This is a genomic window from Prevotella sp. S7 MS 2 (genome assembly GCF_000762865.1).
GTDB lineage: Bacteria > Bacteroidota > Bacteroidia > Bacteroidales > Bacteroidaceae > Prevotella.
In genome coordinates this window covers 80,314-96,284 of the sequence record NZ_JRPT01000005.1, presented here as the reverse complement: position 1 = coordinate 96,284, position 15,971 = coordinate 80,314, and the positions used below count along the sequence as shown (strand labels likewise).

Here is a 15,971-nt window from a genome sequence, read left to right as displayed (position 1 = left end):
CGATTTAGTACTTCGTGACCGCAATCACCCCTCTATTCTCATGTGGAGTTTAGGAAATGAGGTGTTAGAGCAATGGAATCCTAAGAAGGGGGTAACAACTGGTGATGTCAATATATTGTTAAATGCAGCCCGTGACTCATCTGCTCTCCGACAAAATGGCAAGTCATTAAGCGACAATGCACGTTTGACGATTTGGCTAGCTGATATAGTTCGTAAGTTGGATACTACACGTCCCATAACAGCAGGTTGTAGTGAACCCTCTCCACAGAATCATCTTTTTAAGAGCGGAGCACTTGATCTCATTGGCTTTAATTATCATCATCAGAACATCAAAGATGTTCCGACCAATTTTCCCGGTAAGCCTTTTATCATGTCTGAATCGGTATCGGCTCTTCAAACTCGTGGTTACTACATGATGCCAAGTGACTCTGTGTATGTAGCTCCCACAGATTGGCGCCTGCCTTATACAGATCCTTCCTTCTCATGTAGTGCTTATGACAACATGCATGCACCATGGAGTAGTACGCATGAAACTACTTGGGATGTAGTGAAACATACTCCTTATGTGGGCGGCCAGTTTATATGGACCGGTTGGGATTACATTGGTGAACCCACTCCGTATGGTTTCCCGGCACGTAGCAGTCATTTTGGCATTATTGATTTGGCTGGTTTCCCGAAAGATATTTATTATATGTATCAGAGCGAATGGACTGGCAAGCCTGTTTTACATTTGTTCCCACATTGGAATTGGTTACCGGGGCAGGATATTGACATGTGGTGTTATTACAACCAAGCCGACGAGGTGGAACTTTTCGTCAATGGGAAGAGTGCCGGTGTTCGTAAGAAAGGAGAACACGATTACCATGTGATGTGGCGTGTAAAGTATGAGCCCGGTGCGGTGAAAGTGGTTGCTCGAAAGGGTGGAAAAGTTGTACGTGAGCAGGAAATACATACAGCCGGGGCACCAGCCCATCTACGTATGTCTGTTGATAAGCCAACTTTGAAGGCTGATGGAAAGAGTTTGGCATTTGTAACTATTGAGGTTGTGGATAAAGACGGAAACGTTTGTCCGAATGCCAACAATCAACTTTACTTCTCGATACAAGGGAATGCGAAGATAGTGGGAGTAGATAATGGCTGTTCATACTCTATGGAACGCTTTAAAGATAATAAACGAAAAGCATTTAATGGGCGTTGTCTAGTTGTGTTACAACCATAGTATTTACAACCGATTATTACTCAATATTTTATAGATAATAAGTCAGAAATATGGTTGTTATTTTTAATTGCACATTCTAAAAGGTGAAGATTTAACGCTTTTATTGATTATTAACTCAAAAAGGACATCAACTTGGGTCGTTTCTTCTCTTTTCCTTGCTATTCGTTTCCGATATTCCACTTTTGTTTTGGTCTATCTCATATGTACTGCAAAGGTATTGATTTTTGTTTGATATTGCTCCTTGCTTGCTCCTTGTCGTAGATTAATTTTCACACAGGAATTTTTGTTCTCTTTCTATAGGGGCTTGAAACAATCCATTTATTGGAAACAATTAAAGACGGAGCTGGTTTGCCCCAGTGCTTTTTAAGAAACAGGGCAATTATTTTATCTCCACAAAGGCTCTTGTTCCCAATTATGAGGAAAGCCTAATAAACGAGTTCTTACTGATGGGTATTTCGATAAAAGCTGCTTGAAATCTGCAACAAAAGTGTTGCCCATAGAAATGGAGTTAAGCCAATACACCACATAGCAGAGTTGCGGATAAAGTGTTTGTTCACGGAACGAGAAATCCGTAATCCATGTGTTTGGCATACGCATAGGCATCATTGGCTTGACAGGAAAGACCCGATTTGACAGTCTTGAATGATGGGCGCAGCAATTACGAAGTACGGGTCTGGGTACGGATTAAAAGGCTAAGTGATTATTTCCAGTCATTTAGCCTTTTTAATTATCTAATTTTTCCCCACATTTTCCCCACAGCTGTCTATTTATATATTTTAGAAACATATTTTTCCGTAAAGTTATGTACCTTTGTCGGCAAATAAAGATATTCTCGTCAAACAAATATAAATAATATAAACATGGAAAAAAACAGAAAAAAACAAATCGTAGTTTTGAGTATAGCTTTAGTTTGCATTTTCATCTTGGTATTTTCATTGTTCCATAAATCAGCGACAAAAGATAGCGCAAATCCTCCTTTAACAAATGTTTTGACTGATAGCATTTCTCAAATTGTCTCAGCTTGTCCTGGCGAAATTGGTGTGGCGGTTATTGTTAATAACAGAGATACGGTTAAGGTCAATAATAAGAGTGTTTATCCTATGATGAGTGTGTTTAAGGTTCATCAGGCATTAGCTCTTTGTAATGACTTTGACAATAAAGGAATTTCACTTGATACCTTAGTAAATATAAATAGGGATAAACTTGACCCAAAGACTTGGAGTCCTATGCTGAAAGATTATTCAGGGCCAGTCATATCATTGACAGTGAGAGATTTGCTGCGTTATACTCTTACTCAGAGTGACAACAATGCAAGCAACCTTATGTTTAAGGATATGGTTAATGTCGCTCAAACAGATAGTTTTATAGCCACACTCATTCCTCGTTCAAGTTTTCAGATAGCTTATACGGAAGAGGAAATGTCGGCTGACCATAACAAGGCTTACTCTAACTATACATCTCCTCTTGGTGCTGCAATGTTGATGAATCGTTTGTTTACTGAAGGTCTTATCGATGATGAGAAACAAAGTTTCATTAAGAATACGTTAAAAGAATGCAAAACAGGTGTAGATAGGATAGCAGCTCCACTTCTTGATAAAGAAGGGGTTGTTATAGCGCATAAGACAGGTTCAGGTTATGTTAATGAAAATGGTGTTCTTGCAGCTCACAATGATGTTGCCTATATATGTCTGCCTAATAATATCAGTTATACCTTAGCGGTATTTGTTAAGGATTTCAAGGGAAATGAATCACAAGCGTCACAATATGTTGCGCATATATCAGCTGTAGTATATTCTTTATTAATGCAAACTTCAGTAAAATCTTAAACTGCACTTGCTTTGATAATTAATGATAAACAATCTAAAAGCACTCTAATCGTTATCGGAGTGCTTTTAGATTACTAATCAAATTGCTTCTATTATAATTTGAATCCTCTACTTTTTCTTTCTTCCTGTTGCGGCACTCTTGCTCCATATCTAAGCCTGTGCCATTGCTCCCTGAACCAGTCGGCAATCGGCTTCCTGTTTATTGTCAGGTTCAGCCTGCTTTCATCGTCAGGGTCATTTTCCACCCTTAAAATATCATCCTTTATATCAAAGTTCCGCCTGTGTTGCTCGGAATAGATTTTACCGCTACATTTCAGGGCTTCTTTTTTGACTATAAGACTTTCAGTCATTTCTTTAGAGAATCCCAGCATGGCACAAAACTTTTCCATGCGCAGCATTTCCCTGAACATCGGAAACCACCTGAAAGCCTTGTCTATGATTCTGGCGAGCCGTGACAGTTCTTTTTCTTTCATGTCAAGTTCCTGCCTGTGCATTTCTCTGAGATTGTGGATTTGCGTATCATGCTGTTTCTGCATCTGCTGTACTTGGCTCTGCAATTTTTCAATATTGGTGTTCCGTTTTGAAACCTCGTCTTGCAGTTTTTCGTTGGCACGTTCCAGTTCTTTCAGTTTTCCACTCCCGAAAAGAGAAGCAACTCCACTAGTTATGGCTGTCGCTGCCGTGGTGGCTGTCTTCTTTAACTTGTCAGTGCGTATTTCTGATTTCACCTGTTTCAGTTCCTGCTCGGCAAGATTTATCTGTTCTTCTTTGTGCCGTTTGGCTGCATCCATGCGTTGCAGTTCAGCTTTCTGCTTCTCAATGATAAAGTCGTTCCGTTCCAGATGCTCCTTACCAGTGACAGCCTTTGACTGCCCGCGTTCCATCAGCAGGATGTCGGATGCAAGGGTCTGCATCTGCATCATGTCATCGTCATTGAGCTTTCGGCTCTTTCCTGTTTCGTGGTTCATCCAGTCGAAAACGATATGGGCATGATAGTTCGGCTTGAACCATCTGTCCCCGACTTTGAAGCTTTCCCTGTCTTCCGCTTCCGGCTGACCGTTCAGCCAATGCCCTTCATCCTTGTGCAGGAAGATTTGCAGCGGTGTGATTCCCCAGCGTCTTTGACACTCCTCACCGAATTTACGCACGTCTGCCAGTGTGGTGTCCGACCTGACAAGCAGCACTCCTTCACGTATGGGGGAGCATCCCGCAATCTTGACTATTTTACCGTTCTTGCCTTTGCGTTCACGCTCCTTTTCCTGCATGGCACGTCCGGTCTTTTCCTTTACCATCTGTCTGATATTGTCATAATGCATCCGCAAATCCGGACTGCCGAAGTCGGGATTTATCCACTGTTCGTTATCGGTGGATAGTTCAGGAACGACATAGATTCTGGACTCTCCGATGTGGCGCATGTATTCGGCAGTCCTCCTGTTGTGAGCCTCGCTCGATGCGATGTTGCAGGGCTTGATATGTATGCTTGATTTTGTTGCCATAGATACTTGTTTTTTGGTTTGTACTTTATTGTTTGCTTTTCCGCTGTCCGTAAACGCATGGGGTTCTTAGGGGTGCAACCCATAAGCGGAGATTGCAAAGAGAGGGTCACTCTTTGCTCTGGGTTCTCAGGGGAGAAACGCCCTGAGTGGGTCATTAGGGTAAAACCCTAATCCCCTCGGGAGAGCCCACAACTACGTAAGCGGAGCGTGTAGTTATAGTGGGCTATATCAATGGCAAGCCATTGTCTGCAAACTCCAGCCTACGGCTTCCGCTCTCCTCCGTCAGGGAGGTTTTTCATCATCGTTGCCGATTGGAGATGCACCGACCAGCACAAGGTCTAAATCGTCTATCAGTTTTTGCAGGACGGGATTCTTCTCTATCATCCGCTGGAGGATTCTCTCAGCCTCGACCAAGTGGTTGGCTGTACTCATCACCTTGCCCTCCCGTATCTGAAAGATAATCCAATCGGCTATGTCGATATGGGCTTCTTTTTGTTTCGGGGTGGCATTCCTTTCGATGATGTCCGAAACCACCACCTTACAAAAGTACATGCTCTCGGCTCGCTGTTTCCACTCGGCATAAGCATCGGCATCGGGAAAGAGAAGCACGGTTCGCCCTGACAGTACACGGAGTTTCTCTTCTCTCATCTGACTCTTACCACCCGTAGCCAGCCATACATAATCGGGGAAGATAGCAGAACCGATAACGGCACTCTTCTCGGATTCCACCAAGACCACCACCTTGTCGGGATGCGTTTTCAACAAGTGTTCCCCGAAAAGGCATTGGGATAGTTGCCAATCCTCTGCCAACACACGCTGCTTTTTCAATATGCTGTGTATCCAGTTCACTGCCGATGTCTGTCCTCCCTTGATACGGTGTCCGTCTTCGGGATTGTACTGCATCACCTTTCCCGTGCGTACCTTGCCCGTCCTGTCTATCTGCCAAAAGATAACAGAGCCGTCACGGGTAGCCCCCAAACGGTATTCCTCCAACAACCGCTTCAACACCTCTTTCGCCTTGTCGCCATAGTAGGAAGTAAGGAGTGTGAAGAGGAAACGGAAGAAATTGCTACGCTCGCTTTGCGACTTCTCCACATAGTGAGGGGGAATATAGCCGATGGCTGTCGGCTTACTTTGCTGCTTCACTTTCTTCTGCTCTGCTCTTTGCCTGTCAAAAGAGAAATCATTGGTAGTTCTGTGTTCAGGATGCTCTTGAAAATACTCTTTCGGAGTGTAGTGATACCCACAACCGCTTTCGTGGTTACATCTGCCGACCGATGGATGCAACGGCACATTATTTTCGTCCACGTAATAGACGAAAGAATGCCTGTCTCCGCATTTGGGGCAGGTATGCCGTGTTGCCGTTCCTTTATACTTCTGTAATGAATAATTGCCCATAGCTTAGTCCGTTTTTGATGGTTGATTGTCGGCTGTCCCATCCTGTCCCATTGTCCCACACTCTAAGGGTTGGGACAGTGGGACACTTGGGACACCTGCGTTTTTACTCTCTTTGCTGCGCTGGATGATACGGTTTACGGTGGACTTGCCACAATTCACCTGTGAGGCTATCTCCCTGACGGACTTGCCCGATTGGGAGAGTTGCAGAATTTGGCAATCCCTTTGGCTTGATTCATTGTCGCCCAATTTTTTCAAGTGTTCCTTTTCCGTGGAATAGCCCCTGAACACGAACTGCAAGAAAGCATCCACCTTGTCAATCTCGTAAACGATTACATTATCCGCATCATGAGAGAACGTGCCATAGCGCACTTTAAGCTGCTTCACATAGCGAAGCCCTCCGTCTTGGGCACTTTTTCCAATGGTGAACACGCTGTCAAAGAAATTGTAGAGCCGTTTGCTTCCGGCAAGGTCGTTGGATGTGATGGGACAATCCAAAGAGCGTTTGGGCGTATGTGCTAGGACAAGGATAGAGAGCGCATATCTCTTTTTGAGATTGTTCAGCTGAATCATCAGCCGTCCTGCGGCATCGCCTTTCTCCATGGCGCAACACAGGTAGGTAAGATTGTCAATGATGAAAATCTTGCAGTCGGTCTGCACAGCCATCTGTTCAATGCCGCCTATGATAGCTTCCTCAAAGTTGGCATCCAAAAGCTGGTTGCAGTCAATAGACACCCGATAGAGTTTGTCGGGAAAGGTGTAGAGCTCTCCATGCTCGTTGGTATAGCGGAGCTGGAACTGCTTTTCGGACAGTTCAAAGTCCAGATACAGCACATTGTCGGTTCGGGCGATGCGGTCGGCTATCTGCACGGCAAGGATGGACTTGCCCACGTTGGAATCGGCAAACAAGCAGGAGAGTTCCCCCTCGTACCAAAAGCTGTCCCACAGCGCACGGGGCGTAGGCAATAACGATGCTTCAAGAATGGTTTGGTTTGCCGTCTTGATATTCATCATGCCTACACTGTCGGGCATACCGTTATGCGCTTGGGATGCTTTTGTGAGGTCGCCACGTATCAGGTTGATATAGTTCTTATCCTCTTCCATATCATTCACCAGTTACGTGGGTTGGGCTTGCGACGGTGGGAAGAGGATAAGGACTTGTTCAGTTCCTCGTCTGACAACGGTATGGGATTCTTTCGGGCGGTTTCCAGCCACTTGTCCAGTTCGTCACGGTAAAGGCAATAGCGTTTGCCGGGCTTGGTGGCAGGGATTGTCCCTTCTGACAGTTTCATGTAGAGCGTACCCTTAGGGATACCTAAATACTCTGCTGCCTCGTCCACAGACATGGGCACGTGGGTGTCCACCGTTTTGGCATTGTTCACACTGCGCTGCTCGGCGAGCAGGCTTTTCAGGCTCATCACTTCGTCTCGAAGCTGAGCGACAACCTCGGGGAGGTCGTTGAAGGTAAGAATTGATTTTTCCATTCGCGTACTCGTCTCTTTTGTAAGACTTGGCGCAAAGGACTGAAATGATATATCCGTGAATATCTCCACGACACGTCATTGCAAAATAATTCCCGAATAATTAAGCCCAGCCATAAATGACGGGTAAAATTACTCGGGAAACGATGTAAAACAGGCGGTTATGAGTTACCGGATGGTTGTCGTTGGTGTCGTGATTATCCTAATTCCGCACATAATCCTCGGGATAGTGGAAATCAAGTTTGCCGTTTTCGGGTTCATCAATGGGAATTTCCGTCTTTAACGGCTCTACCTTGAAATTCTTGATGGTTGATAAGTCTGTATCAGCAAACGATTTCGGGAAAAGGGCTTTGATGAACTTGGCACGGTTATCCCCATTGTAGTATCTCTTGTACAGGAAACGCTCAGAGATATTCCATACGAAGTGACGGAGTGGAATGTTGTTGATGTCTTTGGTAAACGGTCTTTGTATGGGCTTCGGGGTATAAGTGTTAAGATTCATCCATTTGTCCACCTCAGTACAGATGTGGTTCACGGTTTCTTGGTCGGCAATGCGAGGCAGGTAATAATGGCAATACTCCATGACCATGCGGATGCGCTCTTCCTTTTCCCGTTGCTCTCTGCTTGCGTAATTGGCACGGTTCTTTTCGTGAAGATCCGGGGCGATAGTAAGCTCTATCGGTTGTGTTTGGATAAGTGTCTCTTCTTTTGTCGGGGATGATTCGGGTACAGGCTCAGGGACTGATGTAGGTCCAGGCACAGATGTGGCTTCTTCAAGTGTATTTTGTGACAGTTCTTCCTGCACCTCTATGGCTTCGGCAATCGTTTCTTTCTTGCCGAACTTGATTTTGTAGATTTCGTATGTATCAAAGATAAGTGTCTGAAAGGAGAGATAGAGCAACCATCCCAACAGGTTACAGCATACGAATACTATCCACCTGACAAAGTTGTCTTGGTTGAAGCTGTCCGCTATTACCAGCGTGGCAATGGAAGATATTAGGACGATGGCGAAGCCGACAAAGCCCAAGATGATGTATTTGTCCTTGATTGATGATTCCATATTTCGTTGAGAGATTGAATGTTCCTGTATTATTTTGTGCAAAGTTAATGCTATTTTTCCCAATTACTGCCCGTTATTTGCGGTTAGAACGGTCTTTTTCAATGTATTTCACGAAATGTCATCATATCATACTCTGTTTCATACTCTGAGGGGCTTATAAATGGTGGCATCAAGCCAAAAACATAGAGGGGCGATTATAGCCTTGTAGCCATAACCGCCCCTCTGAATACCTGTCAATGTGAGACATTTATGCCTCCTTGCGCTTCAAGGTTATCTTGTCCACCACCTGACACATCTGCTGCGCTGCTATCTTGGAATAGATTTGTGTGGTGGTAATGTTCTTATGTCCGAGATAGGCTTGGATGACAGCCATGTCCGTTCCCATTTCCACGTGCAGGCTTCCGAAGCTGTGGCGGGTACAGTGAAAGGTGATTTTCTTGGTTATCCCTGCTGCCGTGAGCCACCGTTGGAGTGGTCCTTGCAGCATCTTGTCCTTGAAATCCTCAAAGATAAGTCCCTCGCCCCGTTCTCCCAGCAGTCCATAGGCTTCATCACTGATGGGGTTATGCACTATTTCTTTGGTTTTCTGCATACGGGTGGTAACGAACATCCTGCCGTTGGTGTATGGTTGTATCTGCTGCCACGTGAGCTGTCTGATGTCGCTCTTTCTCAGTCCCGTAAGACAGGCGAAAAGAAAAGCTTTTTTCAAGACCTCCTCCTCACAGGGTGTTTCGGCAAGCCGTATCAGTTCCTCTTGGCTCAAATGCTCCCTGATGGTGGGAATGCACTCGATGCGGTCTAAGAAGCCGTTTGGGTTCTCCTTTATCTTCCTGTCACGGTAAGCGGTGTGCAGCACGGCACGGAAAGTTGACCAATAGCCTGCTGCGGAGTTGATGTGCAGCTTTTGGTTGGTGTGGATGGATTGGGGTGCATCAAGCAGGTATTCCATGAACTTGCGGCACAAATCCACATCCACCTCCTCAAAGGTGCATTTGCCGTTCACGAACCGCTGGAAATGCTTGTATACGTGCTGCCACTTGATATTCTTGCGGTCAGCCAGTCCTTTGAAATAGGCAAGGAAATCGCCCTTCATCTTGGTCTTGTCAAAAAAGCCGTTGTTTTCATTGAAAATGGCTTCGTAGCGCTGGTTGCGCAGGATGACCGCTTTCTTCATCATGCGTGCGTTGAAGTCCCGTTCCTGCTGGTTTGCAGGTTTGGCGAAGATGTAAATTCCTAAGGCTTCACGTGTAATCACTCTCATGGTGACATTGTCACGGTAGCCGGGATAGTAGTCAAGGCATAGTGAATACTGTGTCCCGTTCTTAATCTTGCGCTTACGCAAGGTAACTGTTTTGCATTTACTCATAATAATTATGTTTTAATTGGTTGTATACATTTTGGAGTTGTATCCATGTTTCCGATGGCAAAGGAACAACGTGAAATATCCGTGAATACCTCCACGATACATCATTTTGAAATAATTTTCGATAATCCCGATTTTTCACGGTTATTTGTTCCTTTCAGCCATGACACGCTCCACATCTGAGCGCAAAAGCAGGTTTTTCACACCCACCTTTATCTTTTCGATGTGCTTCACCTTGACGATATGGCAGATGTTGGCTGACGAAAGACCATAGATTTGCTGCACCTGCTCAACGGTATAGTAGCGTTCATCGTTCACAAGGTCAGTTCTGCGGAGTTCGTTCAAATGTGATTTGGAGTAATAGGTACGCCCGTACTCTCTTTTAGTGGGTATCTTATGGCGATAGGTGTAGGCACGGAGTGCGGTCGGCTTCATGCCGAACAGTTCCTCCACCTCCTCGGTCAGTAGCCAGTCGGTAATTTCGCTAATATCAACTGCCACACCGAAAAACTCGTCAATATGCTTCTTGCTGTAATAGTTCTTTCCTGCGATACGGCAGATGGGGATATGGTTACGCTTGGCGGAAGTGTAAAGCCATGACTGCTTTACCTTAAAAAGGGACATCACCTCCTCGCCCGAATAGAAGTCCAACACTTCTTCGCTTTCCTTTTCCCTTTTTTCTCTTTTGGCAGGTAAGGAAGATGAAGATGATTTCCTTGGTGTGGAGGTGTTGCCGGGCAGGATGCGGTGATAGGGATTGCCCTCCAACATCTGCTCGATGTCGGCTCTGCGGATGAATGCCATGCGGTTGCTGATGCGTGAGGCTTTCAGCTTGCCGATGGCTACAAGTTTGTAAATGTACTGTCGGGAACAGCCCATGAGGATGGCTGCTTTGGAAAAGGTGAGATACTCCTGATGCTGTATCTCCATCAAGGGTTGGGCGACTTTGAAGAGGTTGTTCTTCTGCATCACTCTGGCTCGTTTGGCTTCTGCCTGACAAGCCTCACTGCAATATCTTTGCATACCGCTTCGGGTTACAAAGGACTTGCCGCAAAAACTGCATTTTCTGGTTGCTTTCATACCGTTTTATCGTTTAATGGTTCATTTCTTCAATCCTATATCTCTGAAATGGTAAACGGATGTGAACGGAAGTCAACCATTGTCGCTTTTCTACACAGTGTGACTGTTTCCGCATATCGGGGCGGTTATTGTCGCTTGTCGTAAACGGTTGTAAACCCTTGTCAACTGTCTGCACGGTGTGACAAAAAACAAGCCCCGCAAATTCTCCACGTCAGAAATACGTCTCAAAAATATGTGGAAATTTGGGAAGCGACAAATGGCAACCGAAAAGTGTTAAATTTTAGAATATGCTGGTAATTAAAGATTTACACTCGGATATTTCTGATTAGTTTTGGTTGTTCTATGGTTATAAATACAGGCAGGGAAAGAGGCCGGACAAATTCAATTGAGTGCACGTGGCGTTGGGATAAATGATGGAATAATAACCTTGCAGGCAAAATAATTCCTCACTCCTGATTCTTAATTGATAATTTGTTTACTTATCGGCGAGTAGACTTCAAAAAACTGTATGGGCTTTTCAAGTCTGCTGTTCGGGCTTGTCAGCATTGCTGCCATGGCTCTTCAGAGTGGTTGCTAGGCCATAGCAGTGATTGAAGAATAGTATTTAAGGAATTAATTAGAAGTGATATGAACTATTCATATCACTTCTTTTCATTTGTTTGGAATGTGATACGGACATTCTCATAACCCATGGATTTGAAGAGACTATAGAATTGCCGTGTGGCATTTTCTTGTGCATGTTCTATGTTTTGCGGCGTAAGACATCTTTGTTTCATCAGCTTATATGCTTTCTTATAAAGTAATTCACGGTCGACATTGGTCCATTTGCCTTCTTCATAAAACGATTGTGTTTTTGTCTCATCAATGAAATCGTTGTCTAGAAGTTTGATAGGTGGGAGCGTGGCTTGGATGGTATCACCATCGGTTTGAATCCAATCGGGTGTGGCTTCATGCATGTTGATACCTATTCGGAGCGTTCCGTAATAGATACGTGCAAGTTTAGAATCGCCGAAGAAGCCTCGTTTCACAGTGTCTACAAACTCTTCGTCGCTGATAGACAAGAACTCCCATTCACCGATATTCTCGATAGACCGAATCTGAGTAGGGGTTATATCTATACGATTGTCGCTGTTGATGGCTACATGATTGTCGCGATTATACCATGTAAAGGTAGTAATGGCGAGTATTATCAATAAGAATAGGGTGATGATGGTAATCCATACAGCTTTTGAGAGATGTTTTAAAGCTGCGAGTATGGGATTGTTATTGGGGTGTTCCATGTGTCTAATTGTTGCTCTTCTCTATTGTTGAATAGTCTAATAGTGTTGGTAAGTCGCTGATAGTAAACTCTTTGCGGAATGTTATAATGATATTTTCTTCTGTATATCCCATTTGTTTGATGATAGGAATCAAGGTCCGTGCAGCGCTCTCTTTGGCTTGATTGATGATGCCTAAATGGGGAATATCGTTGATGATAGCCTGTCGCCCTTGCTTCTCGAACGATGTAAGTTCGGCATCACTGAAGTCGGAACGAGTGAACGCTACATATTGTTTTACTTCTCGATGGTTTATCTTCGAACTGGTAAGAACTAGTTTCGGGTCTGGTAATATAATGTTGATTTTATCTCCTTTTTTACGTATGTTCTCTTTTGAGAAGTTGTCGAAGTCAATGTATGCTTTGATGGTTGCGTTCATTGGAATGGCAACTTTGCGATTACCGAGGGGAAGATTGATACTGAAATCCTTGCTCATGAACGAGCCAGAAATCTTCTTTTGGTCATCATGGGTGATGATTTTATGTACCTTACATTCTGCCGTATAGAGCCGAGATGTTCGCTGTATTTGCATAATCATCTGTGGGATGGTGTCAATAGGAGACTCGTTCGATATTTCTGTAGTCTTATGTTGAGAACAGGAACAAAAGAAAACTACAGACATAAATATGTAAAAAAAGAGATATTTCATTTGATAATACTTGTTTAATTGGTGCAAAGATAGTGTAAATGAGCCCAAAGAAAACTTTTTTCTATTTGCCAAATGCAACCTATCTTATGCAAAGATAGCAAAAAAACATAGATGTCTCGTATTTCATATATATTTATTAATTGGGCTTGAATCTTTTGGCAGTAGAAACTGCTAAATTTGTTTTAGCGGTAGATGCCGTTGTTTTTATCGCGGTTTTTTATTAACTTTGCTTCCTAAATGAACCATTGTACGATGCAACGATTTTTACCTTTCATAGTGATAAGCATGCTTGTTGGTGGACTTACTGGCTGTAAGGAAGCCAAAAAGAGCCAAGATATTATCACCCATAAGCCTAAAGCTCAGGTGATAAATAAGAAACCGCAAAAGATTGGAGACTATTTACAAACGCGAAATGTGGAATGGATTGGAGCAACTTATAAGGTTGTGGTATCCAGACAGGCCGACGAAACTTTGAAATTGGTTGTTGATGATAGCGGAAATCGCTACTATGATAACAAAATAACTGTGAAAATACTGCGTAAAGATGGTTCGGAATTCTTTAATCGTACTTTCACTAAAAGTGATTTCGAATCTTATGTGGATGATATTTACAAGAAAAACAGTGCGCTGTTAGGCGTCGTGTTGGATGCAGCACAGGGCGACAGATTGCGCTTTGCAGCCAGCGTGGGTTCACCAGATAAGATGAGTGATGAATACGTTCCTCTGGTTTTGATGATTTCAAGGACTGGTGCTGTTTCCATTTCGAAGGATACCCAATTGGATACAGGAGATGGAACACAAAAGACAGAAGACGAGTTGTCTGAGGAAGAGGGGATTTAGTCCCCTCTAATTGTTTATTTTAGAAGTTTTTTGCGAGCAGCTTCAAAGGCTTTGGGATACTTGCTGATGAAGCACATGTTGACTAGGCAATTGGCCAAAATCTCTGCGTTGCTGAGGTCTACACCGCCTTCTTTTGAGATATCTTTGCCAAGGCATACCTCCCATGTAGTCATGAAAGCGCTGTCCTCTGCCCCCATATACTGTTCTCCCTTATTGTCTGAATCCATTATTTTATAGCGGATTGCAGCTTTGTTTGGGACTGGTTTCATCTGAAGGATGAGATTGTATGCTGTTTCTAGTGGTTCTCTGTACTTGCTAGTTCCGGGGAACATATCGTTGATGATGGGCATGACTTCATCGAAATCGTATGCCTGAAAGAGTTGATGTAATTTCATTTTGTTTTATTGAATGGGTTGCTTATAATATCTTAATAGCTATATGGGCGCATGCTTCAGCATCGGCTAAGGCGTGATGGTGGTTTTCTAGTATGTAACCGCACTTGGCTGCGACTGTATGTAGTTGATAGTTGGCAATCTCAGTCTTGCGGAATCGTCGGCGTGCACCAGCGAGAGTACAGAAGAAAGGATAGTTTGGATAGGCCAATTCGTAGGCATTGAACACGGCTTTCAAACAGCTTTCGTCGAAAGCTTTGTTGTGAGCGACGAGTGGAAGATGCTTGAGCTTGGGAGCAATCTCAGCCCAAACATCAGGAAAACTAGGTGCATCGTCAGTGTCTTCGCGCGTCAATCCATGTACAGCAGTATTGTATGGATTGTAATAATTAGGTACAGGACGAATGAGGTGATAGTATGAATCGGTTATAATCCCATTCTCTACTATCACCACACCTACACTACAAACGCTTGTTCGGTAACCATTTGCAGTTTCAAAATCTATAGCTGCAAAGTCTTTCAACTATACTATTCTTTAGAATTTAGCCATCTTAATGGCAACAACCGCGCATTCATCCCCCTTGTTACCCAGTCGACCACCACAACGATCTTGAGCTTGTTGCAAGTCGTTAGTGGTCAATAGACCATAAACTACGGGAATTTCACTTGTGGCATTGAGCCTTGCGATGCCGGCAGTTACGCCTTGACAGATATAATCAAAATGCGGTGTTTCACCACGAATCACGCATCCTAGAATGATAACAGCGTCATAGCCGCCATTGAGAATCATTTGATGTGCTCCATAAACAAGCTCGAAACTTCCGGGAACAGTCTTCACATGGATGTTCTCTGGCAACGCTCCATGCTTCTCAAGAGTCTTCACTGCGCCATCAAGTAAGGCTCCTGTTACCTCAGGGTTCCATTCTGAGACAACGATACCGAAGCACATGTTGCTTGCATCAGGAACCTTGCTGAGGTCGTAATCTGAAAGATTATGTAATGCTGTTGCCATTATCGTGAAGCGCGTTCTATGTATTTGTCTATTTCCTGACTTTGAACGAGGGCTGAGTTTACATACTTGCTCTTGATATCTTGATAGATTTTCAGGGCTTCATCTTTCTTACCTTGGCTCTCCAATAGTTCACCGGCTTGCAATAAGAAAGTTGGTGACAGACTTATATTTACACCATCATTGCCTTCGCTATCGGCCATATCTGCAGCTTTCTTCAAGTTGCTGATAGCCTTATCCAATTGGTTTACATGAGCGTAAGCATTGCCTAAAGCAGCAACTGCAGCCGGACTTATCATCGCATCATCAGCAGGTGAATACTGATCGAGATATTTTACAGCATCATTCCACTTCTCTAAATTGGCGTAGCAAAGACCTGCATAAAGGTTAGCCAAGTTAGCTGCGTCTGTTCCACTGAAGTCATCTGCAATCTTAACGAAGCCGGCATAACCAGCACCATCGCCATTGAGAGCCTTGTCGAACATCTCGTTGTTAAAGTATTCCTGTCCCTTTCCTAGTTCCGTGCTTGCTTTTTCTTCACGTGGACCGGCTACATAAGCCTTGTAAAGGAAGAATCCTACAATGATAACAATAAGGGCAATGACTGCACCGATGATGGCTTTCTTGTATTTATCAAAGAAAGCTTCTGACTTGTTGAGAGCTTCATTAGCTTCGAAAACTCCCTGTTCGTTCTGTTTTGACATTACTTTATATGTTTTTTATTATTTCGGCTAAAAAGCAAAGGTATACATGTTGAGACCTGTATACCATATTTGTCGCAAAAGTACTGAATATATCTCATATATTGAAATTTATTTATCCCTTTTTTTCGTTTATGAATATCA

General features: G+C 43.8%; 16 protein-coding genes. 3 read left to right on the top strand and 13 right to left on the bottom strand.

All coding sequences use genetic code 11. The features are described 5' to 3' along the window. Positions 1 to 1,219: DUF4982 domain-containing protein (locus HMPREF0671_RS02435; RefSeq protein WP_156958353.1), on the top strand; the 1,219-nt coding region annotated here is incomplete at its 5' end. Positions 1,220 to 2,079: 860 nt separating this feature from the next. Then, positions 2,080 to 3,045 (top strand): CfxA family broad-spectrum class A beta-lactamase, encoded by a 966-nt coding sequence (locus HMPREF0671_RS02430; RefSeq protein ID WP_004339683.1) that lies wholly within the window; start codon positions 2,080 to 2,082, stop codon positions 3,043 to 3,045. A gap of 92 nt (positions 3,046 to 3,137) precedes the next feature. Here HMPREF0671_RS02430 and HMPREF0671_RS02425 read toward each other — a convergent pair whose 3' ends face one another. The 9 genes from HMPREF0671_RS02425 to HMPREF0671_RS02385 all read right to left on the bottom strand — a co-directional run bounded on the left by HMPREF0671_RS02425 (position 3,138) and on the right by HMPREF0671_RS02385 (position 12,885). Next, positions 3,138 to 4,541, bottom strand: coding sequence for a hypothetical protein (locus HMPREF0671_RS02425; protein WP_004292734.1), 1,404 nt, complete (start codon positions 4,539 to 4,541; stop codon positions 3,138 to 3,140). A gap of 282 nt (positions 4,542 to 4,823) precedes the next feature. After that, the gene (locus tag HMPREF0671_RS02420) at positions 4,824 to 5,939 is read right to left on the bottom strand and encodes a DUF6371 domain-containing protein (RefSeq protein ID WP_004292742.1); all 1,116 of its coding nucleotides are present in this window, start codon (positions 5,937 to 5,939) and stop codon (positions 4,824 to 4,826) included. A gap of 3 nt (positions 5,940 to 5,942) precedes the next feature. Then, positions 5,943 to 7,040 (bottom strand): AAA family ATPase, encoded by a 1,098-nt coding sequence (locus HMPREF0671_RS02415; RefSeq protein ID WP_004348225.1) that lies wholly within the window; start codon positions 7,038 to 7,040, stop codon positions 5,943 to 5,945. A gap of 5 nt (positions 7,041 to 7,045) precedes the next feature. After that, positions 7,046 to 7,420 carry an excisionase family DNA-binding protein gene (locus HMPREF0671_RS02410; RefSeq protein WP_004338328.1) on the bottom strand — a complete coding sequence of 125 codons (375 nt, stop codon included), beginning with the start codon at positions 7,418 to 7,420 and terminating at the stop codon, positions 7,046 to 7,048. A gap of 199 nt (positions 7,421 to 7,619) precedes the next feature. Further along, a complete protein-coding gene (tnpC, locus tag HMPREF0671_RS02405) occupies positions 7,620 to 8,477 on the bottom strand; it encodes a transposon Tn4555 protein TnpC (RefSeq protein WP_004339687.1) in 858 nt (285 codons plus the stop codon). Positions 8,478 to 8,724: 247 nt separating this feature from the next. Then, positions 8,725 to 9,843, bottom strand: a complete 1,119-nt coding sequence (locus HMPREF0671_RS02400; protein WP_004338318.1) for a site-specific integrase — start codon at positions 9,841 to 9,843, stop codon at positions 8,725 to 8,727. Between the two features lie 141 nt (positions 9,844 to 9,984). Then, positions 9,985 to 10,920, bottom strand: a complete 936-nt coding sequence (gene tnpA, locus HMPREF0671_RS02395) for a transposon Tn4555 protein TnpA (RefSeq protein WP_004292844.1) — start codon at positions 10,918 to 10,920, stop codon at positions 9,985 to 9,987. A gap of 641 nt (positions 10,921 to 11,561) precedes the next feature. Continuing rightward, complete coding sequence (locus HMPREF0671_RS02390; RefSeq protein WP_036896519.1) at positions 11,562 to 12,200, bottom strand: DUF4230 domain-containing protein; 639 nt, start codon at positions 12,198 to 12,200, stop codon at positions 11,562 to 11,564. 4 nt (positions 12,201 to 12,204) lie between these two features. Next, the gene (locus HMPREF0671_RS02385) at positions 12,205 to 12,885 is read right to left on the bottom strand and encodes a DUF4230 domain-containing protein (RefSeq protein ID WP_036896518.1); all 681 of its coding nucleotides are present in this window, start codon (positions 12,883 to 12,885) and stop codon (positions 12,205 to 12,207) included. A 252-nt stretch (positions 12,886 to 13,137) separates the two neighbouring features. Between HMPREF0671_RS02385 and HMPREF0671_RS02380 the strand changes: the two genes are divergently transcribed. Continuing rightward, a complete protein-coding gene (locus HMPREF0671_RS02380) occupies positions 13,138 to 13,725 on the top strand; it encodes a DUF4738 domain-containing protein (RefSeq protein WP_036896517.1) in 588 nt (195 codons plus the stop codon). Between the two features lie 14 nt (positions 13,726 to 13,739). On the opposite strand, the gene HMPREF0671_RS02375 is transcribed toward HMPREF0671_RS02380, so the two are convergent. Genes HMPREF0671_RS02375 through HMPREF0671_RS02360 form a run of 4 tightly spaced genes read right to left on the bottom strand, consistent with a single transcriptional unit; the run spans position 13,740 to position 15,830 of the window. Beyond that, positions 13,740 to 14,120, bottom strand: a complete 381-nt coding sequence (locus tag HMPREF0671_RS02375) for a DUF6557 family protein (protein ID WP_036896516.1) — start codon at positions 14,118 to 14,120, stop codon at positions 13,740 to 13,742. A gap of 22 nt (positions 14,121 to 14,142) precedes the next feature. Beyond that, entirely contained in the window at positions 14,143 to 14,640 is a 498-nt protein-coding gene (locus tag HMPREF0671_RS02370; protein ID WP_036896515.1) for a 3'-5' exonuclease, read from the bottom strand. A 12-nt stretch (positions 14,641 to 14,652) separates the two neighbouring features. Beyond that, positions 14,653 to 15,129 carry a 6,7-dimethyl-8-ribityllumazine synthase gene (ribH, locus tag HMPREF0671_RS02365; RefSeq protein ID WP_036896514.1) on the bottom strand — a complete coding sequence of 159 codons (477 nt, stop codon included), beginning with the start codon at positions 15,127 to 15,129 and terminating at the stop codon, positions 14,653 to 14,655. Beyond that, positions 15,129 to 15,830, bottom strand: coding sequence for a tetratricopeptide repeat protein (locus HMPREF0671_RS02360; RefSeq protein ID WP_036896513.1), 702 nt, complete (start codon positions 15,828 to 15,830; stop codon positions 15,129 to 15,131). The genes ribH and HMPREF0671_RS02360 overlap by 1 nt, the downstream gene beginning before the upstream one ends. Between the last annotated feature and the right edge of the window lie 141 nt (positions 15,831 to 15,971).